We start from the raw sequence: 25,919 nt of genomic DNA on the forward strand, positions 1-25,919 counted from the left end.
AGGGTGCCGGCGGCGCCTCGGCAGGCTCTTTGCTGCGGGCGGGACCGCTCGCCTGTGCCCGGCCGACTTCCAGCCGCCGTCCTCTGTTCGCCGTCCTTGCCGGGCGCGCGCCACGCCACGCGATGCCCGCCATGCCACGCGATGCCATGCCGCGATGCGATGCCATGCATGGAACCGAATGCTGCATCGCGCGTTGCACGTGCGGTCACTTCGTCGGGCCCCGCGCCGGACGGCGCTGCGGCGCTCGTTCTGGGGCGGGGCGCCGCGGTTCCGGGAGGCGCGCATGGGCGATCTGGGCGGGCAATCGGTGGTTCCCTCGACTTTTCTCGCGCGGGCGGCCAGGGCCGAGCCGCTGCTCGACCGCGAAGAGGAATTCGACCTCGCGCGCCGCTGGAGCGAGCAGGGCGACAAGCAGGCCCTGCACCGGCTGGTGCAGGCGCATATGCGCCTCGCCATCTCCATCGCCCGCCGCTTCCGCCATTACGGCCTGCCGATGGCCGACCTGGTGCAGGAAGGCCATGTCGGGCTGATGGAGGCCGCTGCCCGCTTCGAGGCCGCCCGCGACGTGCGCTTCTCCACCTATGCCACCTGGTGGATCCGCGCGGCGATCCAGGACTATGTGCTGCGCAACTGGTCGATCGTGCGCGGCGGCACCTCCTCCGGCCAGAAGGCGCTGTTCTTCAACCTGCGCCGCGTCCGCGCCCGGCTGGAACGCGCCGAGGGCTTCGAGGGCGCCACCCGCGAGGAGATGAACGCGGCGGTGGCGGTCGAGCTCGGCGTGGCGCCGGCCGAGGTGGCGCGCATGGATGCAAGGCTCACCGGCCCCGACATGTCGCTCAACGCCCCGGTCGCCGGCGGCGAGGAGGACGGCGCGGCGCGGCTCGACCAGCTGATGGCGGTGGAGCCGCTGCCCGACGAGCAGGTGGCCGCGCACATCGACGGCGAGCGCCAGCGGCGCTGGCTTTCCGACGCGCTGCGCTCGCTCTCCGACCGCGAGATGCGGATCATCCGCGCCCGCCGGCTGAACGAGGAGAGCGAGACGCTGGAGACGCTCGGCGCCCGGCTCGGCATCTCCAAGGAGCGGGTGCGGCAGATCGAGAACCGCGCCATCGAGAAGCTGCGGATGACGCTGACCAGCGGCGCCGGCATGCCCGCGGGGGCGTTCGCGTAGGCGGAGCCCGCCGCCCCTACTCGGCGACGATCTTGACCAGGGTGCCGTATTTCAGCTTGGCGCCCTTCTCCATGCCGTTGAGGATGAGGAAGCGCTCCTGCGGCCGGTCGGGCACGTCCATCTTGGTCGCCATCGTGTCCGGCGTGTCGGTGAGCCCGACCTGCACGATGCGGATGCGCAGTGGCTTCACCTTCTCCGCCTCGTCGATGGAGACGCGGCGGAAGGTCTCGGCCGCCTCGCGGAACTGGCGGTCGAGATCGGGGGTGAGCTCGCGCGCGGCGAAGATCAGCCGGTAGACGTCGCTGCCGAAGCGGATGGCGAACATGCGGAACGACCATTGCTCGCCGCGCGCCACCGCGGTGGCGGCCGGGAAGCCGTTCAGCACCAGGCTTTCCACCGAGGAGATCTCCACCCCCTCGATCCAGCCGGAGGAGAGATATTGCGACAGGCTCTGGTCGCCGGTGACCCGCACCGCGTCGAGCCGCAGCGCCTCGGCGCCGGAGGTGTCGGCGCCCAGCACCGCCTGCGAGGTGTTCTCCAGCGAGAAGCCTTCCGGCGCGGTGAAGGTGAAGCCGAGCTTGGGATGGAAGAAGCGGCGGCCGCGGATGAAGCCTTCCTTGGGATCGTCGCCATAGACGAGGCCGTCAATGGCGGAGAGATACTGCTTGGCGTCGCGCTCGCCCGGCTTGTCCGGCGAGGCATATTCGCGGGCATTGGCCATGACGATGGAAATGCGCTCCGGCGTCGCCGGATGGGTGGCGAGGAAGTCGGAGGCGTCGGCGGTGCTGGTCTGGCCGAGGCTGCTCGCCGAGCGCAGCGCCTGCTGCCGGCCCATGGTGGTGAGGAAGCGCTCGGCGCCATAGGGATCGAAGCCGGCGCGGGCGCTGATGCCGACCCCGATGGCGTCGGCCTCCAGCTCCTGCGCCCGCGAGAAGCTCGCCAGCGACATGCGGCTCTTGGCCAGCGCCAGCGCGCCGAGATCGGGGTCGTTCACCACGTCGGAAATGACCCGGCTGACCAGCACCGCCTGCTTCATCTGGTCTTCGCGGGTGGCGGCGTGGTTGGCGATGACGTGGCCCATCTCATGCGCCAGCACCGAGGCGAGCTCGGCATTGTCGTCGGCCAGCGACAGCAGGCCGCGGGTGATGTAGAGCGAGCCGTTGGGCAGCGCGAAGGCGTTGATGGCCGGGGAATTGAGGATGGTGACGCGGTATTTCTGGTCCGGCCGCTCGGAGGCGGCGACCAGCCGGGACATGGTCTCCTGGATCAGCGCCTGCAGCTTCGGGTCGGTATAGGCGCCGCCATAGGAGGCCACCAGCCGCTCGTGCTCCTTGCGCTGGGCGGGGGTGAGCGAATCGTCGAAGGAGGGGGCGGCCGGCGTGGCGGCGACGGGCTTGGGCTCCTCGAGACTGGCGCAGGCAGAGACCAGCAGGCCGGCACCGAGCACGAGGGCGAGCGCCAGCATCCGGCGCCACGCCCTGGCGCGGCCGGTCGATGTCGTCATCCGCCCCTGCCGGTGCCTCGTCGTGCTCACCCGCCCCTCGTTTCCGTCACGGCGTCCCCGCCTGTCGAACCACGTCCAGCTGCTCCGTCCAGCGCAGGTCGATGACCGGCCCGTCGGCCGCGTCGACATCCCCGCGCACCAGCACCTCGCGCCCCGCCAGGGCGGCGACGTCGAGGCCGGCGGCGGCGAGCGCCTCGCGGGCCGCGCCCTCCACCCTTGCCGTCGTGTCGTGCCGCCAGACTGAGCCGAAATTGAGATAATCGAACCGCCGCGTGCTGCCTACCGTGCGCACGCGGCCGGCGACAACGGAAAAGTGACCGGCCTGCGCCATCAGCGCGTCCGGCGGTTCCGCCGGCAGCGGCAGCCTTGCCCAGACGCCGCGCCGCGCCGCGCGCGCCGGGCGCTCGGCCTCGACCAGCTGCGCCATGCAGCCGAGATAGCCCGCCTCCGGCCGCGCCACCGCGAGGCCCCGCGCCAGCGCTTCCGCCTGCACCAGCGTGCCATCCGGCAGGCGGGCGAGGGCGTGGAGCCGGCCGTAGCGGTCCGGCGCCGGGTCGGCGAAGGCGAGGGTGAGCGTTTCGCCGGCGACCAGGGCGTCGAGCGCGGCGGCGCGGGCGGGGTCGGGCGCGGCGGCGATGTCGGCCAGCGCGGCAAGGCGCAGGGTGCGCCCGTCGGCCAGCGCGACGTCGCCCTGCGCATCGAGCCCGCGCGCCTCGACCGCAATGTCGAAGCCCGCGGGGCACTCGGCGCGGGAAGCCGCGGCGGCGGAGGCGGGAGCGCCGAGGACGAGGCCCATCGTGATGACGGCGGCAAGAATGGCGGTGGCAAGAATGGCAGTGGCAAGAATGGCGGCAAGACAAGCCAAGACACCGCCGCGACGACGGAAACGTCTCAACTTCGGCCGGCGGCTGCATGCGCCATCGGCCGCTATGGTCGGCTTGTTCGGCGACATAGGGCGTCCCGGCCACCATGAGAACCGCGCCCAGCATAACCGAAGCCGGGGCCGGCGCCCAGATGTCGCGTGCCTCAACTGCCCCGATAGGTTGAATAGCTCCACGGGGTGGCGACCAGCGGCACATGATAGTGCCCCTCCGGCTCGCTGATGCAGAAGCGCAGCGGCACCTCGTCGAGGAAGGCCGGCTCGGGCAGGTCGAGCCCGCGGGCGCGGAAATGCGCGCCGATATGGAACACCAGCTCATAGGTGCCGACCCGCAGCGGCATGCCGGAGACGAGCGGGGAATCGGTGCGGCCATCCGCATTGGTGTGCCGTTCGGCGAGCAGGGCACGGGCGGAGGCGCCGATCTCGTAGAGCTCGACCTTCACCCCCGAGGCCGGGCCGCCCTTGTGGGTGTCGAGTACATGGGTGGAGAGCCGGCCGGTGGTGGGCGGCAGGCCGGGGCCGCTCACCCGCTCGACGAGGCGCAGGCGGGTGATGAAGCCGATCTCGGCGAGCGCGGTGGCGATTTCCTCGTCGGCGGAATGGGCGAGGCGGCGCTCGAAGGCGGCCAGCACCGCGTCGCGGGTCTGCCGGCGCACGCAGACCACGAAGGGAAAGCCGAACCGGGCGCGATAGGCGGCGTTCAGCTGCTCGAAACGGTCGAATTCGGCATCGGACAGCTTGTCGAGGCCGAGGCCGGCCTGCTCGGACACCGATTCCGCGGTGATCGTCCCGGCCCGCGCCGCCTTGCCGGCGAGATCGGGATGGGCGGCGATGAAGGCGATCCGCCCGGCGAGCGGCCGGTCGCCGAGCGCCTTCATCAGCCCCTCGTGCAGCGCGGCGACGGTGGCATAGGGGCGATGGGCGGCGGCGGCTTCCGCCACCCAGGGCGAATGCTCGAAAATGCCGTCCAGCGCCGCGACGAAGGCGGCCGGCTGCATCTCGTTGAGGACCGAAAGGGGCAGGCTCGGGGTGACGGGCGTCTCCAAGGTGCTCTCCATGCGGCTCTCCTTCAGGCGGATGTCGGGTAGCGGAACGGATCGCCGGGCCGGGCGCGATCATAGACCGGCACGCCGGCAATGTAGGTGGCGCGCACCGCGCGGTCGTCGCCGAGCGTCATCAGCGCGAAGACCAGCTCCTCGACATCGCGGCAATAATCGGTGCGGAAGGCCATGAGCGGCGTCGCCTTCGGGTCGAGCACCACGATGTCGGCCTCGTAGCCGGGGGCGAGGCGGCCGAGCCGGTCGTCGAGATAGAGCGCGCGGGCGCCGCCCAGCGTGGCGAGATAGAGGCCCTGCACGGCATTGAGCTTGTGGCCGTTGAGCGCGGCGACCTTGTAGGCCTCGTTCAGCGTCTGCAATTGCGAGAGCGAGGTGCCGCCGCCGACATCGGTGCCGAGGCCGACCCGCACCGGGCGCGAGGTGTCGACCGCCTCGAACAGCCGGAACAGGCCGGAGCCGAGGAACAGGTTGGAGGTCGGGCAATGCGCCAGCGCCGCGCCGGCGCGATGGCAGGTGCAGAAATCGCCCTCATGGATGTGCACGGCATGGCCGAACATCGCGCGCGGCCCGACGAGGCCGGCCTGCGCGTAGACGTCGAGATAGGAGGCGCGCTCGGGGAACAGCTCGCGCACCCAGGCGACCTCGCCGGGATTCTCGCACAGGTGGGTCTGGAGATAGAGGCCGCCGGTCTCGCGCAGGAGCGCGCCGGCGGCGTCCAGCTGCGCCTGCGTGCTGGTGGGGGCGAAGCGCGGGGTGACGCAATAGAGCTGGCGGCCCTTGCCGTGCCAGCGGGCGATCAGCGCGGCGCTCTCGTCATAGCCGCGCTGGGCGGTGTCGAGCAGCGGCGCCGGCGCGTTGCGGTCCATCAGCACCTTGCCGGCGATCATCCGGGTGTTGAAGCGCCGGGATTCCGCGAAGAAGGCGTCGGCCGAATGCGGGTGCACGGTGCAGTAGACCATCGCCGTGGTGGTGCCGGCGCGCAGCAATTCGCGCAGGAACAGGCCGGCGACGCGCACGGCATGCGCCTCGTCGGCGAAATCCATCTCGGCCGGGAACGTGTAGGCGTTCAGCCATTCCAGCAACTGCTCGCCATAGGCGCCGATCATCTGCATCTGCGGGTAATGCACATGGGCGTCGATGAAGCCGGGAACCATGAGATGGCCGCGGTGGTCGACCGGCTCCACGCCGGCGGGCAGGTGTGGGGCCAGCTCGGCATAGGGGCCGATGGCCTTGATGACGCCGTCCTCGATGAGGATCAGCGCGTCCTCGACATGGTCGAGGCAGTCGCCCGCCGGCGCGGCGAAGGGATCGGCCCGCAGGCTGAGCGCGGGGCCGCGAAGGGCGGTGAGCGGGCCGGCCGTCAGCATGCCTGCGCGTCCCGCGCGCCGGGGATCAGGGCGTAGAGCGTGTCGGCGGTGAACGGCGTGGCGCGCAGGCGCACGCCGGTGGCGTCGAAAATCGCGTTGGCGAGCGCCGGCGCCACCGGGTTGTAGGGGCTCTCGCTCATCGACTTGGCGCCGAGCGGGCCGAGGCTGTCATGCGTGTCGGCAAAGAACACCTCGGTGGCGGGCACATCGGCGAAGGCGGGGATGTGGTAGCCGCGGAAGCTCGGATTGGCGATGGCGCCGGCCGCGTCGACGAGGAGGTTCTCGTAGAGCGCCGCGCCGATCGCCTGCGCGACGCCGCCCTCGACCTGGCCGCGGCACTGCATCGGGTTGATCACCACGCCGGCATCGGCGCCGTGCAGCGAGCGCAGGATGCGGATCTCGCCGGTGCGCCGGTGCACCGCGACCTCGAAGGCCTGCACGTTGAAGGCGACCGAGCGCGGCGAGCCGTCCGCCCGCCCGTCCGCCACCAGCGGGGCGAGGGCGGCGAGCGAGAGGCGCCGGTCGCCGGCCACGACCTCCCCGCCGTCGAGGCGGCAGATGTCGGTGACGACGCCGGCGCGGGCGGCGGCCTCCTCCAGGATCAGCCCGGCCAGCGCCTGGGCGGCGCGGCGGGTGGCCTCGCCGGCCACCACGGTGCCGGTGGAGCCATAGGCGCCGGTGTCATGGCCGACATGGTCGGTGTCGGACTGGCGCACCACGATGTCGGCGGCGGTGGCGCCGAGCACGGCGGCGGCGATCTGCCGGTGCACGGTGGTGGTGCCGTTGCCGAATTCGGCGGTGCCGACCTTCAATTCGAAGCGGCCGTCCGGCATGAGCGCGAGCCGGCTCTCCCCGACATGGCCGCGCGGCGGGATGGTGTCGATCATCGCCGCCGCCATGCCGCGCCCGATCAGCCAGTCCGGCCCGAGATCGACGCGGGGCACGGACAGGAGCGCCGCCTCGACGCGGTCGAGGCACTGGTCGAGGCCGTAGCTGCCATATTCGACGTCGTGCGGGTGGTCGTCATGGGAGACGAGGGCGTCGCCGGGCACCACGGCGTTGCGCCGCCGGAAGGCGAACGGGTCGATGCCCAGCTTGCGCGCCACCTCGTCCATGGCGGATTCGATGGCAAAGATGGTCTGGCTGAGGCCATAGCCGCGAAAGGCGCCGCTCGGCGGGGTGTTGGTGTAGACGGCATGGCCGTCCACCCGCTTGTTCGGGCAGCGATAGAGGGCGAGGCACTCGCCCGCGCCGTGGAACAGCACGCCGGGGCCGTGATTGCCATAGGCGCCGGTATTGGAGACGATGGTCAGCGCCAGCGCGGTGAGCGTGCCGTCGCGCCTCGCGCCGATCTTCACCGAAAGCCGCATCGGGTGGCGGCAGGTGGAGGCGGCGAACTGCTCGGCGCGGGTATATTCCAGCTTCACCGGCCGGCCGGTCTTCATCACCGCCAGCGCCACGATGTCCTCGACGATCATCTCCTGCTTGCCGCCGAAGCCGCCGCCGACCCGCTCGGTGAACACGCGCACGTCCTCGCGCTTCAGCCTGTAGAGCGCCGCCAGCGCGTCGCGGGTGAGGAAGGGCGTCTGCGAGGAGGTGCGGAGGACGAGCCGGCCGCCGGCGTCGCGCCAGCCGATGGCGCCATGGGTCTCCAGATGCGCGTGCTGGAGGCGCTGGGTCTCGTAGGTCGCCTCGTGCACCAGCTCGGCCTGCGCCAGTCCCGCCTCGACCGAGCCGATCTCGCCATGCAGCTCGGCGACGATGTTGCGGGCGGCGTCGGCGATGCGGGAGGAGGCCGGCTTGTCGTGGAGGATCGGCGCGCCGGCGGCCATGGCCTCGAGGGGATCGAACACGGCGGGCAGCAATTCGTACTCGACGGCGATCAGCGCGCAGGCGGCCTCGGCGGCGGCCTCGCTCTCCGCCACCACGGCGGCGACGCGCTGGCCGACATGGCGGATGACCGGGTCCAGCACCCGCGTGTCGTCGACATCGTCGGTGACGTGGTGGTGGCGGGCGGTGGAGAACAGCGTCGCCGGGGCGTCCGCATGGGTGAGCACCGCCACCACGCCGGGGGCGGCGAGGGCGGCCGCCGTGTCGATGGCGAGGATGCGCGCATGGGCGTGCGGGGCGCGCAGGATCTTCATGTGCGTGAGGCCGGCCAGCTCGCCCTCCGGCGCCACGTCCATGGTGTAGCGGGCGAGGCCGGTGACGATGGCCGGGCCGGCCGGGGCGGGCAGGCTGCGCCCGCAGGCGGCGCCGGGCGCGTCGGCCTCGACATGGGAGATGCCGTCGACGGCGTCGGCGATGGCGCGGTAGCCGGTGCAGCGGCAGAGATTGCCCTTGAGCGCATCGGGCAGGTCGCGGCGCTGGCTTTGGTCGAGCGCGGCGGCGGTCATCACCATGCCGGCGGTGCAGAAGCCGCATTGATAGCCCTGCGCGTCGAGGAAGGCCTGCTGCATCGGGTGCAGCCCCCCGGCGCCGGCCAGCCCCTCGATGGTGGTGACGCTGGCGCCCTCGGCGCGGAAGGCCGGATAGAGGCAGGAATGCACCGGCCGCCCGTCGACATGCACGGTGCAGGCGCCGCAATCGCCGGCATCGCAGCCCTTCTTGACGCCGAACCAGCCGAATTCGCGCAATAGCGTGCGCAGGCACTGGCCGGGGCGCGGCGTCGCCTCGAAGGCGCGGCCGTTGACGACGAGATTCACGCCGGCACCTCCGTGAGTTCCGCGCGGATCTCCTCGGCGAGGAGACCGGTCATGTGGGCTCGCCAGTCGGGCCGGCCATGCACGTCGTCATAGTAGAGCGCCTCCGGGATGCCTTCGGCAAGCCGGGCGGCCAGCGCGGCCGCTGCCGGCGGGGCGGCGAAATCGAGCCGCAGCGGCCGGCGGGTGGCGGCGGTGACGGTGAGCTGGAAGCTGCCGTCGCGCCCGAGCGTGCCGATGATCAGCACGCCGGAGCGCCCGAGCGGGGTGAGCGAGGCGCGGCGGAAGGCGGTGCGGCGGGAAAGCGCGGCGACAGGCAGCTCGATGCGGCGCAGCAGCTCGCCGGCGGCGAGCGCGTTCGCGCGGGGACCCAGCACGAAGTCGGTGACCGGGAGCCGGCGCTCGGCACCGTCGGCGCCCCAGATCACGCAGGCACCGTCCATCGCCGCGGCGAGCGAGATCATCGGTCCGGCCGGCAGGCCGAGGCAGATATTGCCGCCCACCGTCGCCATGTTCCAGACCTTGAACGAAGCGAGGAAGGCGCGGCAGCATTCGGCGATCAGCGGCGCCGCCGTCCAGGCCGCCGGCGCCTCGAAGCCGTGGAGTTCGGCGATGGTGCAGGTGGCGGCGATGTCGAGCCCGGCCTCGGAGGCGACGAGCGGCGCCCAGCCCAGGCCGGAGAGATCGATGAGCCGTCGAAGCTCCGGCTGCGGCTCGGAGAACAGGAAGGTGCCGCCGCCGATAAAGGCGTCGCCCGGCCGCGTGGCGCCGATCTCGCCGCGCGCACGCGGCCGCAGCACCTCGGTGACGGCATTGATGTCCATCTATGCGGCTTCCAGGCCGTTCAGCCGCGGGCGATGGTGCATTCGATCTGGCCGTGCGGCTCGTCGGTGGGCGTGAATACCTGCCCGTCGAAGGAACGGCCGAAGGGCGACAGGTCGATCGGCAGGTAATGCTTGTTCGGGCAGGCAATGGTGATCTCGGCGATCTCCGGCACCGCTTCCAGCACCGCCTCGCCCATGAGGTAGAGCGTGTTCTGCACGCCGGGGCTGTAGGTGGTGGCGAAGACGCGCAGCCCCGTATCGAGCACCGCCTTGTTGGCGGCGGCGTAGGAGGAAGGCGTGCCGGACCACAGCCAGGAGGCCTCCATCGCGGTGGCGAACAGGCGATCGGCGGTCGGCTTCAGCGTGGTGGATTCGTCGAGCCAGTAGTTCTCCCAGCCGGACTCGGTGGTCTTGAGGAAGGTGAAGCCGGATATGCCGGAGGCCAACGTCGCGCCGTCGCGGGTGGCGGCCAGCTTCACGAACGGCTTGCCGTTGGCGTCGAGCACGAAGGCATGGTCGTGCGGGGCGCCGTCGACCGGGATGCGCACCCATTTGGTCTCGCTGGCGGTGACCTCCACCTTGTCGACATGGTCGTAGCGGTCGAGGAAGTGCCTGGCGAGCGCCCCGCAATATTCCTCGTTCTCCAGCCCGACATTGTCGCGCGCGACAATGTTGACGATGTTCTTCACCGTGTCGGTGGCGATGACCCGGCTGTTGTCGCCTTCGGTATAGGCGGCCTCGAAATCGCCGGTGAGCATGCATTGAACGGAGAGTTCGCGGACCTCGTGACGGGCGGCGTCGCGGTTCACGCGCATGATGCGCACGCGGCCCTTGCCGTAGCTGTTGCGGATGAGCGGCATGTCGGTCTCCCTCACGTTCCTGCAATACAATCGCGGGCCAGATTGCACGCGATACGCAACAGGCGAAGCAATGCCCGTGCCGTAACCGGATGACGACGCGGCGGTGCGCCCCACGGCGGCAGATTTCGTCATTGCGGGCGCGGCGGCAATGCGAAAGCGCAAAATACCGCAGGCCGGATCAGCCGCCGGGTTCGTCGAGCGCGTCGCGGCAGCGCCCGCCGAGCCGTTCGAGCTGGCGGGCGAACACGCCGGAATCCTGCCGCGCCAGCGCCAGCACCAGCGCCCCCTGCAGGCCGGCGACCACCTCCTCGGCGATCGCCTCCGCCTCCATCTCCGCCGCGCCGCCATCGGTGAGCGCCTTGGCGAGCGCGCGTTGCCAGCGGCGGAAATAGCCGTCGATCACCGCGGCGAAACGCTCGCGGGTGCGCCCGAGTGCGAAGCCGCCGACGAGGCAGGCGCGCCGGCCGGAGCGGAAATAGGCATCGACGCCGGCGAACATGGCGCCGATACGGGCGGCCGGCGCATCGCGACCGCGCAGCGGCGCGAAGATCGCGCCCTCGAACCAGGCGTCGATATCGGTGAGCACCGCGCGCGCCATGTCCTCCTTACCGCCGGGGAAGAAGTGGTACAGGCTGCTCTTGCCGAGGCCGGTGGCCTCGCCGATCAGCGACAGGCTGGCGCCCTCGTAGCCGTGCTCGCGAAACACTTCGGTCAGCCGGGCGACCGTCTCGCCGCGCTCGGCCGGCACGCGCGCCATCAGGGCGCCTTCAGCGGCTGGGGAGCCTCCAGCGGATAGGTGGTGCGGGTGAGCCGGTGGAACAGGGCGGCGATCAGCACCAGGCTGACCGACCCGACGAGGATCGGCATGAACAGGAAGCTCCAATGCGGATCGGCGGCGAAGACCAGCAGCGGATCGGCGCCGGCCGGCGGATGGGTGACGCGCAGGAGCGCCATCAGCGTGATGGCGACGCCGACCGCCAGCGCCGCCGCCCACCAGGAGCCCGGCAGCAGCATGTGCATGGCGATGGCCACCGCGCTCGCCAGCATGTGGCCGCCGACCACGTTCATCGGCTGCGACAGCGGGCTCGACGGCAGGGAGAACAGCAGGACGCAGCTGGCGCCGAACGGGGCGATCAGCAGCGGCATGCCGGCATGGATGCTGAGCACGCCGGTGACGGCGAGGGCGGCAATGGCGCCGAGCCCGGCGAGAAGCGCCACATGCGGCCGATGCGGCGGCTGATGGCGGAAGAAGAAATGGCGCATGCGTCCTGCCCCTGTCGGGTCGGTGCTCCCGGCGGACCCTGCGGGACGGCCCGGTCGGATCGGCGGGTTCGATGGCGGCGCGGAGGGGAGCCGGTTGCCGGCCCCGGCGGGTTCGCCCGGAAGCGGTCCCAATCCCGGCCCTTGTTCTGTACCGATTGGTACAGTGGCGTGCCCGTCCCGTCAAGTTTCCGGCGCGCGCGGCGGCGCCGGTTTTCGGCGCACGTGGGAGCGCCGGCCGGAACGGGTGGCGCGCGGCGGCGGAAAGGTGCAGAGGATCCGCCCTGTCCGTCCTGCCCGCCATCCGGAGAAACCCGCAAATGCGCGAAGACCGTCCCGCTTCCGAATCCGTCCTCCACTCCCCGCACCCCCGATCGCCCTTCCGCCTCGACGGCCGCGCGGCGCTGGTGACCGGCTCGGCGCGCGGGCTCGGCTTCGAGATGGCGAAGGCGCTGGCGCAGGCCGGGGCGGCGGTGACCATCAACGGGCGCGATGCCGGCCGGCTTGCCGCCGCGGCGCACGCGCTCGGGGAGGCGACCGGGCGGGAGGTGGAGACCGCCTGCTTCGATGTCGCCGATATCGCGGCGGCCGCGGCGGCGGCCGAGGCGATCGCCGCCCGCCACGGCCGGCTCGACATCCTGGTCAACAATGTCGGCGCCCGCGACCGCCGGCCGCTCAAGGACTTCACCCCCGCGGAGGCGGAGCGGCTGATCGCCACCGACCTCGTGGCGCCGATGATGCTGGCGCGCGCGGCGGCCGGGCTGATGGCGGCGCAGGGCTATGGGCGGCTGATCACCGTGACCTCCATTGCCGGGCAGATCGCCAACCGCGACGACCCGGTCTACACCGCCGCCAAGGCCGGGCTGGCCGGGCTGATGCGGGCGCTGGCGGTGGACTATGCCCGCGACGGCGTGACCAGCAACGCCATCGCCCCCGGCATGTTCGCCACCGAGACCAATGCGGGGCTGGTGAGCGACGCCGCCTTCTCCGCCTTCGTCGATATCCGCGTGCCGATGGGCCGCTGGGGGCGGCCGCACGAGATCGGCGCGGCGGCGGTGTTCCTCGCCTCGGAGGAGGCGTCCTTCGTCAACGGCCATGTGCTGGTGGTCGATGGCGGCCAGACGGTGCGTATGTAGGCAGCACCCATGTAGGACGGGCGCATGTAGAAGCCCGTTCCGGCCTCGACGCCGTGCCCGCCCCGCTGCATACAGCGGCGGCAAAGACGACGGGAAGGACGGGACATGGCCGGATTCAGCGAAGACCTGCGGGCGGCGAGCATCGACGACTGGAACGTGGCGACGAATCACCGGTTCGTCGACGAGATCTTCCGCGGCGCGGTGCCGGAAGATGTGATGCGGCGCTATCTCGTTCAGGACTACCAGTTCGTCGACCGGTTCGTGGCGCTGATCGGCACGGCGATCGCCACCGCCGACCGGTTTACGTCGCGCGTGCGCTTCGCCCAGTTCGCGGCGATGATCACCAGCGACGAGAACACCTATTTCCTGCGCGCCTTCGACGCGCTCGGCGTGCCGGAGCCGCAGCGCCATGCGCCGGAACTCTCGGCGGCGACGCGCGCCTTCCAGGACCTGATGGCGGAAGCGGCGCGCGAGCGCAGCTATGCCGGCTGCCTCGCGGTGCTGTGCGTGGCCGAATGGCTCTATCTCGACTGGGCCGACCGTCCCGGCGCGGCGTTGCCGCAGGATTTCGTGCATGCCGAATGGATCACGCTGCACAATAACCAGGGTTTTCGCGATTTTGTGAACTGGCTGCGCGCCGAACTCGACCGTGCCGGCGAAGAGGCGGACGATGAAGTCCGTGCGCGCGCCGCCGATTTGTTCGCCCGTGCCGTCGCCTGCGAGCGGGACTTCTTCGATCACGTCTATGATAGACGCGGGTGATCGGAAGCAGCCAATAGAACCAGTATCTTGTATGGCCCCATCCACGGAACGCCCGGATTTTCTGCAGGAACCCGGATTTATTTCGGAAACGCATCGAGCATGGCGGCGCAATAATTCACCGCTGGCGGCACATGTTGCAAGACAAGCGTTTGCACGGCTTTGCTGCAATCGCAGGCGGGTCCGCCGATGGTGCAGATCAACTACAGCGAGTGACGTTGCGCGACCCCGATGACGCAGGCGGAGCGGGCTTTATTTCGTCGCCGGGGAGGTTTTTCACGCTTTTGCTTGTTGACCTTTCCGTCAGAGGTGTTACATCGAATCAAAGCTTTGGCGGAGAGGATTTATGTCTGATATGGAAGATTCGTCGGTGGATTATCTCGGTCTCACGGCTGATGTGGTTGCCGCCTTCGTCGGTAACAATTCCGTGCCGTCCTCCGAACTGCCTGATCTGATTGCCAAGGTGCATGGGGCACTGCTTCGCCTTACCAGCCCGGCCCCGGTGGTGGTGGAAGAAGTGCTCAAGCCGGCAATCCCGGTGAAGAAGTCGGTGACGCCGGAGTTCATCGTGTGCTTGGAAGACGGCTTGAAATTCAAGTCTCTCAAGCGCCATCTGCGCACCAAGTACAACATGACCCCTGAAGAGTACCGCGCGAAATGGGGTCTGCCGAACGATTACCCGATGGTTGCCCCGAGCTATGCCGAGGCGCGCTCCAACCTCGCCAAGAAGATGGGCCTGGGCCAGCAGCGCAAGAAGCCGGTTCCGCCGGCGCCGGCCAAGCCGCGCGGCCGCGCCAAGAAGGCGGCCTGATTATCGCTTCGGCCGAGCGCGCCGGACCGGCGAGGCTCGGCGTCGCCAGCGACACATGACGGCCGGGCCCCTGCGCCCGGCCGTTGCCGTTTGGAGGCGGCGACGGTCGGAGGTGGCGGCGCTCGGCGGCGTTGGCGTTTGGCGACGCTCACCCCGGCCGGACATGCTCCGGGCGGAAGCCGAGGCCGATCAGCCGCCCGGCGAGATGGGCCAGCAGCGGCCAGCGGACGATCGCCTTCATGAAGCCGGGCGGCCCCGAGCGGACCGCGCTTTTCGGACGGGACGGGTCGCGGCGCATCATCAGCTGGATCTTCTGCGTCGCCCAGGTCGGGAAGCGCCGGCGCGCCTGCACCGCCGCCAGATCGGCGTCGACCAGTCGGCCGGCCTTCAGCGGAGCGGCGAGCCGGTTGGCGGCGGCGACGGCGTCCTGGATGGCGAGATTGACCCCCACCCCGCCGATCGGCGACATCGCATGCGCGGCGTCGCCGAGGCAGATCAGCCCCGGCTTCCACCAGCGCTCCAGCCGGTCGATGCGAATGCTGAGCAGGCGGATGTCGTCCCAGGAGCCGATCTCGTTTTCGCGTCCGGCCGGCAGCGGCGAGATGGCGGCGACCGCCTGGCGGAACGCCTCGAGGCCCCGCGCCTGCACGTCGGCATAGCTTCCCTTGCGGACGACATAGCCGCATTGCCAGTAATCGCCGCGGTCGATCAGCACGAAGCCCTGGCGCGGGCCGGCATGCGCCATGGTCTGCGCCGGGTCGCCGGGATGGTGCGGGAGCCGGAACCACAGCACGTCGCTCGGGCTGCCGAACCGGGTCACGGCGAGGCCGGCAAGCGCGCGCACGCTCGATCCGCGCCCGTCGGCGCCGACGGTGAGCGCCGCGCGGATGGCGATATCGCCATCGGGCGTGCGGGCGCGAAGGCCGGCGACGCGGCCGTCCGCCTCGATCAGCCCGGTCACCTCGGCCTGCATCACCAGCCGGAAGCCGGGCATGCGCGCCGCCTCACCGGCGAGGAAGGCGAGGAAATCCCATTGCGGCATGAAGGCGATGAAGCGCGAGCGCACCGGCAGCCGCGAGAAGTCGGCGAGGGTGACATCGCTCCCGCCGATCTCGGCATGCAGGGTCGGCGCCCTGGTATGCGGCAGCGCCAGCAGCGCGTCGGCAAGGCCGAGCTCGTGCATCACCTCCAGCGTCGAGGGATGGATGGTGTCGCCGCGGAAATCGCGCAGGAAGTCGCCATGCTTCTCGACGACGGTCACGCGGAGCCCGGCGCGCGCCAGCAGCAGCGCCAGCATCAGCCCGGCGGGGCCGGCGCCGGCAATGACGCAGTCGACGGCGTGATCGGCGGCGCGGTCGGTGTCCGGGCGGTTCGCGGCGGGGGCGGGCACGGTCGGCGGCTGGTACGTGGGCATTCTCTCGCCTTGTTGCGGCGGGCGATGCCCCGCGCGGATGTCCCCCGGCCGCGCCGAGTGTGGAAGAGCCGCGCGGCGCTGTAAACAGGCGTGGCGGCGCTGTAAACAGGCGCGGCGGCGGCCGCGGCCGAAGCTGCGGCTTTCGCATTGGCAGCGGTCCTGCTCATGTCTACACATATGCACGGGACCGCACATCGGGCGATGCGCGGCGAAAGGGAGAACCTGCCGGGGTGACCGTTTCCGCCAAAGCCGCCGTTTCCGGCAAAGCTTCCGCTTCCGCCAAAGCTGCCGTGCCGGCCGCCACGCTGAACCAGCGCATCCGTGCCGATCTGGAGGGCAAGATCCTCTCGGGCGAATGGAAGCCGGGCCATCGTATCCCGTTCGAGCATGAGCTGATGGCGCAATATGGCTGCGCCCGCATGACGGTGAACAAGGTGATCGCCGGGCTGGTGGCGGCCGGGCTGGTGGAACGGCGCCGGCGGGCGGGGTCCTTCGTCATCCAGCCGCGCATCCAGTCGGCGGTGCTGGAAATCCCCGACCTGGCGGTGGAGATCGCCGCGCGCGGCGAGACCTATGGCTACCGCCTGCTGTCGCGCCGGCTGCGGGTGGCGGGCGCCGCCGACCCGGCCGAGACCGGCATGGCGGGCGGCGAGGGGGTGGTGGAGCTGCGCTGCCTGCATTTCGCCAATGGACGGCCCTTCGCGGTGGAGGACCGGCTGATCGCGCTCGCCGTGGTGCCGGAGGCGGCGGCGGTCGACTTCTCGCAGACGGCGCCGGGGTCCTGGCTGCTCGGCCATGTGCCGTGGACGGCGGCCGAGCACCGCATCTCGGCGCTCGGCGCCGGCATGCGCGAGGCGCGTGACCTGGACGTGGCCAAGGGCGCGCCCTGCCTGTGCCTGGAGCGGCGCACCTTCCGCGCCGAGCAGACCATCACCTATGCGCGCCAGCTGTTTCGCGGCGACGCCTACAACCTCGTCGCCCACTTCTCGCCGAAGGGGTGACGCCTCATGCCCCTGCGGCAATCCCGGCCGCGTGCAGGCGGATGACGTAGAATTCCGCCACCCCCTCCGGCGTCAGCGTGGCCGGCCGATCGACATGGGCGGCGTCGTCGAGGCCGAGCACGGCGCGCTCGCCCTGCCCGCGGCAGGCGATGGCGAGCCGGCGCGCGCGGGAGAACACCAGCGTCGCCTCGCCTTCCGGGACGATGTCGAGCGGCGCGTCGGTGCGGTGGCGGGTGAGACGATGGGTGAAGGCGCTGCGGCGGCTCATCACGTTGAGGTCCCGAACCGGACCGTCGATGAGCCGGGCCTCGGTGCGCCGGTCGGCGGGAAAGCGCAGCGGCGCGTCCTGCGCCGTCAGCCGCGTCGTGCCCTCGCCGGCAATGTCGAGCGCGACGCCCCGGCCCTCCAGGATCGCCAGCGTGCGGTCGCAGCCGGGAAAGGCGGAGAACGGGCCGTCCTCGCGCACATCGGCGAGGCTGATCCGCCAGCCGAAATCATCGAGCCCGGCCTCGCGCGGGAAGATGGCGACCTCCATGGTGGAGCCGCCGCCATTCTTCCAGCGCATCAGCCGATGGCCCGCCGCATGCAGCAACCGGATCATTGGAGGCCCGTCCCTTCGGCTCAGCCGAGAATGCCCGGAAGGTTCAGCTGGTGCTCGCGGGCGCACTCGATGGCGATATCATAGCCGGCATCGGCATGGCGCATCACCCCGGTGGCGGGATCGTTCCACAGGACGCGGGCGAGGCGGGCATCGGCCTCGGCGGTGCCGTCGCAGCAGATCACCATGCCGGAATGCTGCGAGAAGCCCATGCCGACGCCGCCGCCATGGTGCAGCGACACCCAGGTGGCGCCCGACGCGGTGTTGAGCAGCGCGTTGAGCAGCGGCCAGTCGGAGACGGCGTCGGAGCCGTCCTTCATCGCCTCGGTCTCGCGGTTGGGCGAGGCGACCGAACCCGAATCGAGATGGTCGCGGCCGATGACGATGGGGGCCTTCAATTCGCCGGTGCGCACCATCTCGTTGAAGGCGAGGCCGAGCCGGTGGCGGTCGCCGAGCCCGACCCAGCAGATGCGCGCCGGCAGGCCCTGGAAATGGATGCGCTCGCGCGCCATGTCCAGCCAGTTGTGCAGGTGGGCGTTGTCCGGCAGCAGTTCCTTCACCTTGGCGTCGGTCCTGTAGATGTCCTCCGGGTCGCCGGACAGCGCCGCCCAGCGGAACGGGCCGACGCCGCGGCAGAATAGCGGGCGGATATAGGCCGGCACGAAGCCGGGGAAGTCGAAGGCGTTGGCGACGCCCTCCTCCAGCGCCATCTGGCGGATATTGTTGCCGTAGTCGACGGTGGGGATGCCGGCATGGAAGAAGTCGAGCATCGCCTTCACATGCACCGCCATCGAGGCCTTGGCCGCCTTGGCGACGCCCTTGGGATCGCTCTGCTTGCGGTCTTCCCATTCGGCGAGCGTCCAGCCGATGGGGAGGTAGCCGTTGACCGGGTCATGGGCGGAGGTCTGGTCGGTGACGATGTCCGGCTTCACGCCGCGCCGCACCAGCTCCGGCAGCACCTCGGCGGTGTTGCCGAGCAGGCCGACCGAGAGCGGCGTGCCGGCCTTGCAGGATTCGTCGATCAGCCGCAGCGCCTCGTCGAGATCGGTGGTGTGGGTGTCGAGATAGCCGGTGCGCAGGCGGAAATCGATGGAGGACGGCCGGCACTCGACGGCAAGGCAGCTCGCCCCGGCCATGGTGGCGGCGAGCGGCTGGGCGCCGCCCATGCCGCCCAGCCCGCCGGTGAGGATCCACTTGCCCTTGAGGCTGCCGCCGAAATGCTGGCGCCCCATCTCGACGAAGGTCTCGTAGGTGCCCTGGACGATGCCCTGCGCACCGATATAGATCCATGAGCCGGCGGTCATCTGGCCGTACATGGCCAGGCCCTTCTTATCCAGCTCGTTGAAATGTTCCCAGGTCGCCCAGTGCGGCACCAGGTTGGAGTTGGCGATCAGCACCCGCGGCGCGTCCCGGTGGGTGCGGAACACCCCGACCGGCTTGCCGGACTGCACCAGCAGCGTCTGGTCGTCCTCCAGCTGGGTGAGGGTGGCGACGATGCGGTCGAAGCTCTCCCAGTCGCGCGCCGCCCGGCCGATACCGCCATAGACCACCAGCTCGCCGGGCTTCTCGGCGACGTCGGGATCGAGATTATTCATCAGCATGCGCAACGGCGCCTCGGTGAGCCAGCTCCTGGCCGAGAGCGTGGTGCCGCGGGCGGCGCGGATGGTGCGGCTGTTGTCGATACGGGTCATCGGGCGGCTCCTCAGGCGTGCGAGCGTGCGAAGGCGACGCACGCGTTGAGAATGGCGGTCAGCGCCGTGCGCATCGGCGCGGCATAGGCGGGATCATAGGGCGTCGGCCAGCTCTCCGGCGTCACCGGGCCGGGCGGCTCGGGCATGTAGCTGCGGCAGGCGAGCTCCATCTGCACGGCGTGGATGCCGGCTTCGGGCTGGCCGTAATGGCGGGTGATCCAGCCGCCCTTGAAGCGGCCATTGCTGACGCGGGTGAAATCGGTGGCGTCGCAGATCGCCTCGATGGCGGATTGCAGTTCCGGCGCGCAGCTGGCGCCGGAATTGGTGCCGAGGTTGAAATGCGGCAGCGTGCCCTCGAACAGGCGCGGGATCGCCGAGCGGATCGAGTGGCAGTCATAGAGCACCACGGTGCCGTGGACGGCGCGGGCGTGCTCGATCTCGGCTTCGAGCGCGGCGTGGTAGGGATCGAAATAGTGCGCGCGGCGGGCGGCGATGTCGGGGGCGCGGCCCTCGATATAGAGCGGCTCGCCGTCGAAGCTGGTGGTCGGGCACAATTCGGTGGTGGCCTGACCGGGATAAAGCGAGACGCCGGACGGGTCGCGGTTCACGTCGATGGCGGTGCGCGAGATCGAGGTGCGCACCACGCTCGCCCCCATCCCGGCCGCGAAGTCGTAGAGGCGCTCGATCCACCAGTCGCAATCCTTGCGGGCGAGCCAGGGCGAGACGAGGTCGCCGGCGATCGCGTCGGGGATCTCGGTGCCGGTATGCGGCAGCGACACCACCAGCGGCGCGGTGCCGCGGACGACGGTGAGGAAGGGGGGATATTCAGCCATGAACATGTCTCCCCGCCCCAGCCTCGTCATCCCGGACGGCCCGCAAGGGCCGAGCCGGGATCGCCGGCGGGTTGGTGAGCAAGCGATCCCGGCTCATCGCCTGCGGCGATGTCCGGGATGATAATGGATGACGCGAGCCGGTGTCGGGGATAGCTCCCCACCCCACCGCCCTCATCCCCGGGCTTGACCCGGGGACCCATCTTCCCGCCCGTGCCCCCGCCGAAAGCGGGATCCCCGGGTCAAGCCCGGGGATGAGGGAGGAACGGGTGTGGCCAAAACTCATGGATCACTCCCCCGAAATCGTCGGCAGCACGTCGCCCGCCAGCGCGGCGATGGCGCCGGAGCGGATCAGCGCGTTGGCCGCTTCCATGTCGGGGGCGAAATAGCGGTCGTCGTCGAGATGCGGCACCTGCGCGCGGAGCGTCGCGCGCACCTTCTCCAGCACCGCGCTGGAGGCCAGCGGCTGGTGGAAGTCGCAGCCCTGCGCGCCGGCCAGCAACTCGATGCCGATGACGCCGACGGCGTTCTCCACCATGCCGGCAAGCCGGCGCGCGCCATGGGCGGCCATCGAGACGTGGTCCTCCTGGTTCGCCGAGGTCGGGATCGAATCGACGCTGGCCGGATAGGCCTTCTGCTTGTTCTCCGAGACGAGGGCCGCCGCCGTCACCTGCGGGATCATGAAGCCGGAGTTGAGGCCCGGCTTGGGGGTGAGGAAGGCCGGCATGCCCGACAGCGCCGGGTCGACCAGCATGGCGATGCGGCGCTCCGAGAGCGAGCCTATTTCACATACGGCCAATGCGATCATGTCGGCGGCGAAGGCCACCGGCTCGGCGTGGAAATTGCCGCCGGACAGCGCCACCCCGTCCTCGGCGAAGATCAGCGGATTGTCGGAGACGCCGTTCGCCTCGGTCTCCAGCGTGGCGGCGGCCTGCCGCAGCACGTCGAGCGCGGCGCCCATCACCTGCGGCTGGCAGCGCAGGCAATAGGGGTCCTGCACCCGCTCGTCGCCGACGAGGTGCGAGGCGCGGATCGCCGAGCCGGTCATCAGCAGCCGCAGCGCCTGCGCGGTCTCGATCTGGCCGCGATGCTTGCGCAGCGCGTGGATGCGCGGGTCGAACGGGGCATCGGAGCCGCGGGCGGCATCGGTGGACAGCGCGCCGGTGACCAGGGCGGAGCGGAAGAGGTTCTCCGCCTCGAACAGGCCGGCCAGCGCATTGGCGGTGGAGAACTGGGTGCCGTTGAGCAGCGCCAGCCCTTCCTTCGGCCCGAGCTGCGCCGGCGCGAGCCCGGCATCGGCGAGCGCGATGTCGGCGGGCAGGCGGGCGCCGCCGACGAAGATCTCGCCGACGCCGATCATGGTCGCGGTCATGTGCGCCAGCGGAGCGAGGTCGCCCGAGGCGCCGACCGAGCCCTGGCACGGCACCACGGGGGTGAGGCCCTTGGCGAGCATGGTTTCCAGCAGCGCCAGCGTGTCGGGATGGATGCCGGAGGCGCCCTGCGCCAGGCTGGCGAGCTTCAGCGCCATCATCAGCCGGGCGATCGGCACCGGCATCGGCTCGCCGACACCGGCGGCATGCGAGAGCACGATGTTGCGCTGGAGCGTGGCGAGGTCGGCATCGCCGATCTTCACCGTGGCGAGCTTTCCGAAGCCGGTATTGATGCCGTAGACCGGCTGGCCCTTGGCGAGGATGTCCGCCACCGCCTGGGCCGAGCGCGCCACCGCCGGGCCGCAGGACGGGTCGAGCCGGGCATCGGCGCCCCTATAGATGGCGCGCCACTCGCTGAGCGGGACGGCGCCGGGCTTTAGGACGATCTCGGTCATTTTCCCCTCCACACCCGCGCATGAAGCGGGTTGAAACCCATGCGGTAGACGAGCTCGGCCGGGCGCTCGATGTCCCAGATCGCGAGGTCGCAGGACTTGCCTTCCTCCAGCGTGCCGACCGAATCGAGCCGGCCGAGGGCGCGGGCGGCCTCGCGGGTCACCCCGGCGAGGCATTCCTCGACGGTCATGCGGAACAGGGTGGCGCCCATGTTCATCGTCAGCAGCAGCGAGGTGAGCGGCGAGGTGCCGGGATTGCAGTCGGTGGCGAGCGCCATGCGGGTGCCGTGGGCGCGGAACAGCTCGATCGGCGGCACCCTGGTCTCGCGGATGAAATAGAACGCGCCGGGCAGCAGCACCGCGACGGTGCCGGCCCGCGCCATGGCGGCGGCGCCTTCCGCGTCGGTATGTTCGAGATGGTCGGCCGACAGCGCGCCGAAATCCGCCGCCAGCTTCGCGCCATGCAGGTTGGAGAGCTGGTCGGCATGCAGCTTCACCCTCAGGCCGAGATCGCCGGCGGCCCTGAACAGGCGCGCCACGTCCTCGGGGGCGAAGGCGATGCCCTCGCAAAAGGCGTCGACGGCGTCGGCGAGGCCCTGTTCGGCGATGGCCGGCAGCAGGGCGATCATCCGGTCGATATAGGCGGCCTTGTCGCCATTGGCTTCCGGCGGCAGCGCATGGGCGCCGAGGAAGCTGGTCGTCACCGATACCGGCCGGGCACGGCCGAGCGCGCGGGCGGCCGCGAGGCTCTTCAGCTCGGCGTCTTCGGAGAGGCCGTAGCCGGACTTGACCTCGACGGTGGTGACGCCCTCGGCGATCAGCGCGTCGAGCCGGGCGAGGGCGGAGGCGACGAGCTCGTGCTCGCTGGCGGCCCGCGTGGCCTTCATGGTGGAGACGATGCCGCCGCCGGCGCGGGCGATCTCCTCATAGGAGGCGCCGGCGAGGCGCAGCTCGAATTCATGGGCGCGGTCGCCGCCGAACACCAGATGGGTGTGGCAGTCGATCAGGCCGGGGGTGATCCAGCGGCCCTCGACGTCGACGGTCTCGTCCGCCTCGAAGGCGGGCGCCTCGGAGGCCGGGCCGGCATGGAGGATGCGGCCGTCCTTCGCCGCGACCAGGCCGTCCTCGACGAGGCCGAGGCCGGGCAGGGACGGGGAGAGGGTGGCAAGCCGCGCGCGGCGCCAGACACGATCGCATCGCATGTCGTAGCCTCCCCAGAAGTGCCGGTCGACGAAAGCCGTTGGCAACGAAAGCCGTTGGCAACGGCATCAATATGTATATACATAAACAGACGCGAAGCGGCTTGTCCATATCGAATGCAAGAATGAGGCGGCGATGGCGAAGGCAGGGACTGGAATCTGGTGCGAGAGCGCGCTGCTTCCCGCGGGCTGGGCGCGGCAGGTGCGGATCGACATCGCCGACGGCAGGATTGCCGGCATCGAGGCCGGGGCGGCGCCGCAGCCGGGCGACGAGCCGGTGGCGGCGCTGGTTCCCGGCCTGCCGAACCTGCACAGCCACGCCTTCCAGCGGGTGATGGCCGGCCTCACCGAGGTGCGCGGGCCGGCGGGCGACAGTTTCTGGACCTGGCGCGAGCAGATGTACCGCGCCGTCGACCGGCTCGACCCCGACGACGTCGAGGCGATTGCCGCGCTCGCCTATGTCGAGATGCTGGAGGCGGGCTTCACCCGCGTCGGCGAGTTCCACTACCTGCACCATGACCTCGACGGGCGCGCCTACGCCGATATCGGCGAGCTCTCCGCCCGCATCGCCGCCGCCGCGTCGGCAACGGGAATGGCCCTCACCTTGCTGCCGGTCTTCTACGCCCATGGCGGCTTCGGCGCCGCGGGGCCCGGCCATGGCCAGCGCCGCTTCATCAACGATCTCGACGGCTTCGGCCGGCTGATGGAATCGGCCGCGCGGGCGGTGGCGGGGCTGCCGGACGCGGTGCTCGGCCTCGCGCCGCACAGCCTGCGCGCCGCGACCGCCGGGGAGATCGGCGCGCTGCTGCCGCTGACCGGCGGGCCGATCCATATCCATGTCGCCGAGCAGGTGAAGGAGGTCGACGACTGCGTGGCCTGGAGCGGACGCCGCCCGGTCGACTATCTCTACGACAACGCGCCGGTGGACGAGCGCTGGTGCCTGATCCACGCCACCCACATGACCGAGGCCGAGACCGAGCGGCTGGCTGCGAGCGGCGCGGTGGCCGGGCTGTGCCCGATTACCGAGGCCAATCTCGGCGACGGCATCTTTCCCGGCGCCCGCTTCGCCGAGCTCGGCGGCCGCTACGGCGTCGGCTCGGATTCCAACGTGCGGATCGATGCGGCGGAGGAATTGCGGCTGCTGGAATATTCGCAGCGCCTCGCCTTGCGGGCGCGCAACGTCATGGCGTTGGAGGCCGGCGCCTCCACCGGGCGGCGACTGTTCGACGCGGCGCTGGCCGGTGGGGCGCAGGCATTGGGGGCGCAGGCATTGGGCGGGAAGGCTCTGGGCGCAAAGGCGGGCCTCGCGCCCGGCAGCCCGGCCGACCTCGTCAGCCTCGCCGCCGGGGCGCCGTCGCTGTCCGGCAAGGGCGGCGACGCGCTGCTCGACGGCTGGATCTTCGCCGGCGGCCGGGCGCCGGTCGATTCGGTATGGCGTGGCGGGGCGAAGGTGGTCGCGGACGGCCGGCATCGCGACCGCGGCGCCGTCGAGGCCGGCTACCGGCGGGTGCTGCAAAAGCTGGCCGGCTGACAACCGCGGCGGAAGGGTCGCCGCCAGTCTGTATTTGGTATACTTAACGTCGGAGGGAGGACGCTCCGATGTGCCCCAACGAATCGGCGACAATGCTCGCCACCCGACAGGATGCCGGCGGCGTGCGCGATTTCCGCGTCAGCACGCGGCGCAAGGAGAGCGAGGTCATCACCTCGTTCGAGCTGGTTCCGTCCGACGGTGCCGGCCCGCCCGCCCATGTGGCCGGGCAATATCTCACCCTGTTCGCCGAGCTTCCCGGCATCGGCCCGGTGAAGCGCAACTACACGATCTCGACGGCGCCCAATGGCGACCACCTGCGCATCTCGGTAAAGCGCGAGAAGCAGGGCCAGGTGTCGCGCTGGCTGCACGACGCCGCCGAGCCCGGCACGGTGCTGAAGATCGCCCCGCCGGCCGGCGCCTTCGTGCTGCCGCAGGCGCGGGTGCGGCCGATCGTGATGGTGAGCGGCGGCGTCGGGCTGACGCCGATGATCGCCATGCTGGAGGCGCTCGTCGCCGAGGGCGCGCAGGTGCCGGTGCAGTTCGTCCATTGCACCCAGGACGGCGCCGCCCATGCCTTCGGCGCGCATGTGAGGAAGCTCGTCGCCGCGCTGCCCAATGCCCGCGCCACGGTCTTCTACAGCCGCCCGCGCCCGCAGGACCGGGCCGGGACGGATTTCGACGTCGCCGGCCGGCTGACCCTCGACTGGCTGGTGGCGGAGGCGCCGCTCGCCGAGGCGGAGGTCTATGTGTGCGGGCCGGTCGGCTTCCTGCGCGCGCTGGTGCCGGCGCTGGCCAAAGCGGGCGTCGCGCAGGAGCGGCTGCATTACGAGTTCTTCGGGCCGGTCGAGGACCTGTTCGACCCGGAAGGCGCCTCGGACGCCCCGGCGGCGTCGGCCGGCGGAGCCGTGCCGGTGTTCCGGGCGACGGCGGCCGGCGGCTTCAGCCGCGATTTCATCGCCGAAGGCCTCCTCGACAGCGCCTCCGATGCGATCGTCGCCAGCGACCGCGAGGGGCTGATCGTGCTGTGGAATCCCGGCGCGGTGCGCATTTTCGGCTTTACCGAGGCGGAGGCGCTGGGCCGCTCGCTCGACATCATCGTCCCCGAGCCGTTCCGGGCCCGTCACTGGGAGGGCTATGCCGAGACGGTGGCGAGCGGCCAGAGCCGCTACGGCGCCGGCGACCTGCTCGCCGTGCCGGGCCTGACCAAGGACGGACGGCGCATTTCGCTCGAATTCACCATCGTGCTGCTCAAGGATGAGGCAGGACGGGTGACCGGCATGGCCTCGGTGCTGCGCGACGTCACCCGCCGCTTCGAGGAAACGCGGGCGCTGAAGAAGGAGCTGGCGGCGCTGAAGGCGCCATGACGCAGGTGCCGGGCGGCAATCGGCCGACAAGCGGCCCGCCGCTTGCTTCGAAAGGCGTATGATCGCTGGTTCCTTCATCCCAGGCGTCGTCGTCCCCGTACGATGCGCCGCTCTGTCCTGCCTTGGTTCGAAACCGG

22 protein-coding genes and 1 pseudogene are annotated in these 25,919 nt (G+C 70.9%); 8 read left to right on the forward strand and 15 right to left on the reverse strand.

What is annotated here, in order from left to right; genetic code table 11:
• The first annotated feature begins 283 nt into the window (after positions 1–283).
• Complete coding sequence (locus AC1RU4_RS20700; RefSeq protein ID WP_492893031.1) at positions 284–1,171, forward strand: RNA polymerase factor sigma-32; 888 nt, start codon at positions 284–286, stop codon at positions 1,169–1,171.
• Positions 1,172–1,187: 16 nt separating this feature from the next.
• Here AC1RU4_RS20700 and AC1RU4_RS20705 read toward each other — a convergent pair whose 3' ends face one another.
• The 9 genes from AC1RU4_RS20705 to AC1RU4_RS20745 all read right to left on the reverse strand — a co-directional run bounded on the left by AC1RU4_RS20705 (position 1,188) and on the right by AC1RU4_RS20745 (position 11,629).
• The gene (locus tag AC1RU4_RS20705; RefSeq protein WP_492893117.1) at positions 1,188–2,675 is read right to left on the reverse strand and encodes a M48 family metalloprotease; all 1,488 of its coding nucleotides are present in this window, start codon (positions 2,673–2,675) and stop codon (positions 1,188–1,190) included.
• Between the two features lie 46 nt (positions 2,676–2,721).
• Complete coding sequence (locus tag AC1RU4_RS20710) at positions 2,722–3,540, reverse strand: nuclease (protein WP_492893032.1); 819 nt, start codon at positions 3,538–3,540, stop codon at positions 2,722–2,724.
• Positions 3,541–3,701: 161 nt separating this feature from the next.
• Positions 3,702–4,613, reverse strand: coding sequence for a 2-oxo-4-hydroxy-4-carboxy-5-ureidoimidazoline decarboxylase (gene uraD / locus AC1RU4_RS20715; RefSeq protein ID WP_492893033.1), 912 nt, complete (start codon positions 4,611–4,613; stop codon positions 3,702–3,704).
• Positions 4,614–4,624: 11 nt separating this feature from the next.
• A complete protein-coding gene (gene guaD, locus AC1RU4_RS20720) occupies positions 4,625–5,980 on the reverse strand; it encodes a guanine deaminase (RefSeq protein ID WP_492893034.1) in 1,356 nt (451 codons plus the stop codon).
• Positions 5,974–8,685, reverse strand: a complete 2,712-nt coding sequence (locus AC1RU4_RS20725) for a molybdopterin-dependent oxidoreductase (protein ID WP_492893035.1) — start codon at positions 8,683–8,685, stop codon at positions 5,974–5,976. Before AC1RU4_RS20725 ends, guaD begins: the two co-directional genes overlap by 7 nt.
• Complete coding sequence (locus tag AC1RU4_RS20730) at positions 8,682–9,506, reverse strand: FAD binding domain-containing protein (RefSeq protein ID WP_492893036.1); 825 nt, start codon at positions 9,504–9,506, stop codon at positions 8,682–8,684. Before AC1RU4_RS20730 ends, AC1RU4_RS20725 begins: the two co-directional genes overlap by 4 nt.
• Positions 9,507–9,526: 20 nt before the next feature.
• Positions 9,527–10,366: a factor-independent urate hydroxylase gene (pucL, locus tag AC1RU4_RS20735; protein WP_492893037.1), complete on the reverse strand. Its 840-nt coding sequence runs from the start codon at positions 10,364–10,366 to the stop codon at positions 9,527–9,529.
• Between the two features lie 178 nt (positions 10,367–10,544).
• Positions 10,545–11,123 (reverse strand): TetR/AcrR family transcriptional regulator, encoded by a 579-nt coding sequence (locus AC1RU4_RS20740; RefSeq protein ID WP_492893038.1) that lies wholly within the window; start codon positions 11,121–11,123, stop codon positions 10,545–10,547.
• Positions 11,123–11,629, reverse strand: coding sequence for an HPP family protein (locus AC1RU4_RS20745; RefSeq protein ID WP_492893039.1), 507 nt, complete (start codon positions 11,627–11,629; stop codon positions 11,123–11,125). Before AC1RU4_RS20745 ends, AC1RU4_RS20740 begins: the two co-directional genes overlap by 1 nt.
• A 317-nt stretch (positions 11,630–11,946) precedes the next feature.
• On the opposite strand from AC1RU4_RS20745, the gene AC1RU4_RS20750 reads away from it, so the two are divergent.
• The 3 genes from AC1RU4_RS20750 to AC1RU4_RS20760 all read left to right on the forward strand — a co-directional run bounded on the left by AC1RU4_RS20750 (position 11,947) and on the right by AC1RU4_RS20760 (position 14,332).
• Positions 11,947–12,762 (forward strand): SDR family oxidoreductase, encoded by an 816-nt coding sequence (locus AC1RU4_RS20750; protein ID WP_492893040.1) that lies wholly within the window; start codon positions 11,947–11,949, stop codon positions 12,760–12,762.
• Positions 12,763–12,867: 105 nt separating this feature from the next.
• The gene (locus tag AC1RU4_RS20755; RefSeq protein WP_492893041.1) at positions 12,868–13,524 is read left to right on the forward strand and encodes a TenA family protein; all 657 of its coding nucleotides are present in this window, start codon (positions 12,868–12,870) and stop codon (positions 13,522–13,524) included.
• A 343-nt stretch (positions 13,525–13,867) separates the two neighbouring features.
• On the forward strand, positions 13,868–14,332 hold the full coding sequence (locus AC1RU4_RS20760) for a Ros/MucR family transcriptional regulator (protein ID WP_492893042.1): 465 nt from the start codon (positions 13,868–13,870) through the stop codon (positions 14,330–14,332).
• 148 nt (positions 14,333–14,480) lie between these two features.
• Here AC1RU4_RS20760 and AC1RU4_RS20765 read toward each other — a convergent pair whose 3' ends face one another.
• Positions 14,481–15,746 (reverse strand): FAD-dependent oxidoreductase, encoded by a 1,266-nt coding sequence (locus tag AC1RU4_RS20765; RefSeq protein ID WP_492893043.1) that lies wholly within the window; start codon positions 15,744–15,746, stop codon positions 14,481–14,483.
• Positions 15,747–16,036: 290 nt separating this feature from the next.
• On the opposite strand from AC1RU4_RS20765, the gene hutC reads away from it, so the two are divergent.
• Positions 16,037–16,747 carry a histidine utilization transcriptional repressor HutC gene (hutC, locus tag AC1RU4_RS20770; RefSeq protein WP_492893118.1) on the forward strand — a complete coding sequence of 237 codons (711 nt, stop codon included), beginning with the start codon at positions 16,037–16,039 and terminating at the stop codon, positions 16,745–16,747.
• 4 nt (positions 16,748–16,751) lie between these two features.
• Here the strand turns inward: hutC and AC1RU4_RS20775 are convergent, their stop codons facing one another.
• The 5 genes from AC1RU4_RS20775 to hutI form a co-directional block, all read right to left on the reverse strand.
• Entirely contained in the window at positions 16,752–17,348 is a 597-nt protein-coding gene (locus AC1RU4_RS20775) for a HutD/Ves family protein (protein ID WP_492893044.1), read from the reverse strand.
• A gap of 20 nt (positions 17,349–17,368) precedes the next feature.
• Positions 17,369–19,036 carry a urocanate hydratase gene (gene hutU, locus AC1RU4_RS20780; RefSeq protein ID WP_492893045.1) on the reverse strand — a complete coding sequence of 556 codons (1,668 nt, stop codon included), beginning with the start codon at positions 19,034–19,036 and terminating at the stop codon, positions 17,369–17,371.
• A gap of 11 nt (positions 19,037–19,047) precedes the next feature.
• Positions 19,048–19,869: an N-formylglutamate deformylase gene (gene hutG / locus AC1RU4_RS20785; protein WP_492893046.1), complete on the reverse strand. Its 822-nt coding sequence runs from the start codon at positions 19,867–19,869 to the stop codon at positions 19,048–19,050.
• A gap of 286 nt (positions 19,870–20,155) precedes the next feature.
• Positions 20,156–21,691 carry a histidine ammonia-lyase gene (gene hutH / locus AC1RU4_RS20790; protein WP_492893047.1) on the reverse strand — a complete coding sequence of 512 codons (1,536 nt, stop codon included), beginning with the start codon at positions 21,689–21,691 and terminating at the stop codon, positions 20,156–20,158.
• Positions 21,688–22,890 carry an imidazolonepropionase gene (gene hutI, locus AC1RU4_RS20795; protein ID WP_492893048.1) on the reverse strand — a complete coding sequence of 401 codons (1,203 nt, stop codon included), beginning with the start codon at positions 22,888–22,890 and terminating at the stop codon, positions 21,688–21,690. Before hutI ends, hutH begins: the two co-directional genes overlap by 4 nt.
• A gap of 133 nt (positions 22,891–23,023) precedes the next feature.
• On the opposite strand from hutI, the gene AC1RU4_RS20800 reads away from it, so the two are divergent.
• From AC1RU4_RS20800 to AC1RU4_RS20810, 3 genes and pseudogenes are all read left to right on the forward strand, one after another.
• Positions 23,024–24,418 carry a formimidoylglutamate deiminase gene (locus AC1RU4_RS20800; RefSeq protein ID WP_492893049.1) on the forward strand — a complete coding sequence of 465 codons (1,395 nt, stop codon included), beginning with the start codon at positions 23,024–23,026 and terminating at the stop codon, positions 24,416–24,418.
• A gap of 92 nt (positions 24,419–24,510) precedes the next feature.
• Positions 24,511–25,182: pseudogene (locus AC1RU4_RS20805) on the forward strand (FAD-binding oxidoreductase); the annotation flags it as partial.
• Between the two features lie 189 nt (positions 25,183–25,371).
• Positions 25,372–25,782 (forward strand): PAS domain-containing protein, encoded by a 411-nt coding sequence (locus tag AC1RU4_RS20810; protein WP_492893119.1) that lies wholly within the window; start codon positions 25,372–25,374, stop codon positions 25,780–25,782.
• Positions 25,783–25,919 lie beyond the last annotated feature (137 nt).

The sequence above is a fragment of the Ancylobacter sp. GW821-FHT10E12 genome, assembly GCF_058809335.1.

What these genes read in the sequence shown, in the direction of transcription:
- AC1RU4_RS20700 (WP_492893031.1), top strand. Translation starts at nt 284, where the DNA reads ATGGGCGATCTGGGCGGGCAATCGGTGGTTCCCTCGACTTTTCTCGCG.
- AC1RU4_RS20775 (WP_492893044.1), bottom strand. Translation starts at nt 17,348, where the DNA reads ATGATCCGGTTGCTGCATGCGGCGGGCCATCGGCTGATGCGCTGGAAG.
- hutU (WP_492893045.1), bottom strand. Translation starts at nt 19,036, where the DNA reads ATGACCCGTATCGACAACAGCCGCACCATCCGCGCCGCCCGCGGCACC.
- AC1RU4_RS20760 (WP_492893042.1), top strand. Translation starts at nt 13,868, where the DNA reads ATGTCTGATATGGAAGATTCGTCGGTGGATTATCTCGGTCTCACGGCT.
- AC1RU4_RS20750 (WP_492893040.1), top strand. Translation starts at nt 11,947, where the DNA reads ATGCGCGAAGACCGTCCCGCTTCCGAATCCGTCCTCCACTCCCCGCAC.
- AC1RU4_RS20765 (WP_492893043.1), bottom strand. Translation starts at nt 15,746, where the DNA reads ATGCCCACGTACCAGCCGCCGACCGTGCCCGCCCCCGCCGCGAACCGC.
- AC1RU4_RS20755 (WP_492893041.1), top strand. Translation starts at nt 12,868, where the DNA reads ATGGCCGGATTCAGCGAAGACCTGCGGGCGGCGAGCATCGACGACTGG.
- hutH (WP_492893047.1), bottom strand. Translation starts at nt 21,691, where the DNA reads ATGACCGAGATCGTCCTAAAGCCCGGCGCCGTCCCGCTCAGCGAGTGG.
- hutI (WP_492893048.1), bottom strand. Translation starts at nt 22,890, where the DNA reads ATGCGATGCGATCGTGTCTGGCGCCGCGCGCGGCTTGCCACCCTCTCC.
- AC1RU4_RS20740 (WP_492893038.1), bottom strand. Translation starts at nt 11,123, where the DNA reads ATGGCGCGCGTGCCGGCCGAGCGCGGCGAGACGGTCGCCCGGCTGACC.
- AC1RU4_RS20705 (WP_492893117.1), bottom strand. Translation starts at nt 2,675, where the DNA reads ATGACGACATCGACCGGCCGCGCCAGGGCGTGGCGCCGGATGCTGGCG.
- guaD (WP_492893034.1), bottom strand. Translation starts at nt 5,980, where the DNA reads ATGCTGACGGCCGGCCCGCTCACCGCCCTTCGCGGCCCCGCGCTCAGC.
- pucL (WP_492893037.1), bottom strand. Translation starts at nt 10,366, where the DNA reads ATGCCGCTCATCCGCAACAGCTACGGCAAGGGCCGCGTGCGCATCATG.
- hutG (WP_492893046.1), bottom strand. Translation starts at nt 19,869, where the DNA reads ATGGCTGAATATCCCCCCTTCCTCACCGTCGTCCGCGGCACCGCGCCG.
- AC1RU4_RS20800 (WP_492893049.1), top strand. Translation starts at nt 23,024, where the DNA reads ATGGCGAAGGCAGGGACTGGAATCTGGTGCGAGAGCGCGCTGCTTCCC.
- uraD (WP_492893033.1), bottom strand. Translation starts at nt 4,613, where the DNA reads ATGGAGAGCACCTTGGAGACGCCCGTCACCCCGAGCCTGCCCCTTTCG.
- AC1RU4_RS20730 (WP_492893036.1), bottom strand. Translation starts at nt 9,506, where the DNA reads ATGGACATCAATGCCGTCACCGAGGTGCTGCGGCCGCGTGCGCGCGGC.
- AC1RU4_RS20745 (WP_492893039.1), bottom strand. Translation starts at nt 11,629, where the DNA reads ATGCGCCATTTCTTCTTCCGCCATCAGCCGCCGCATCGGCCGCATGTG.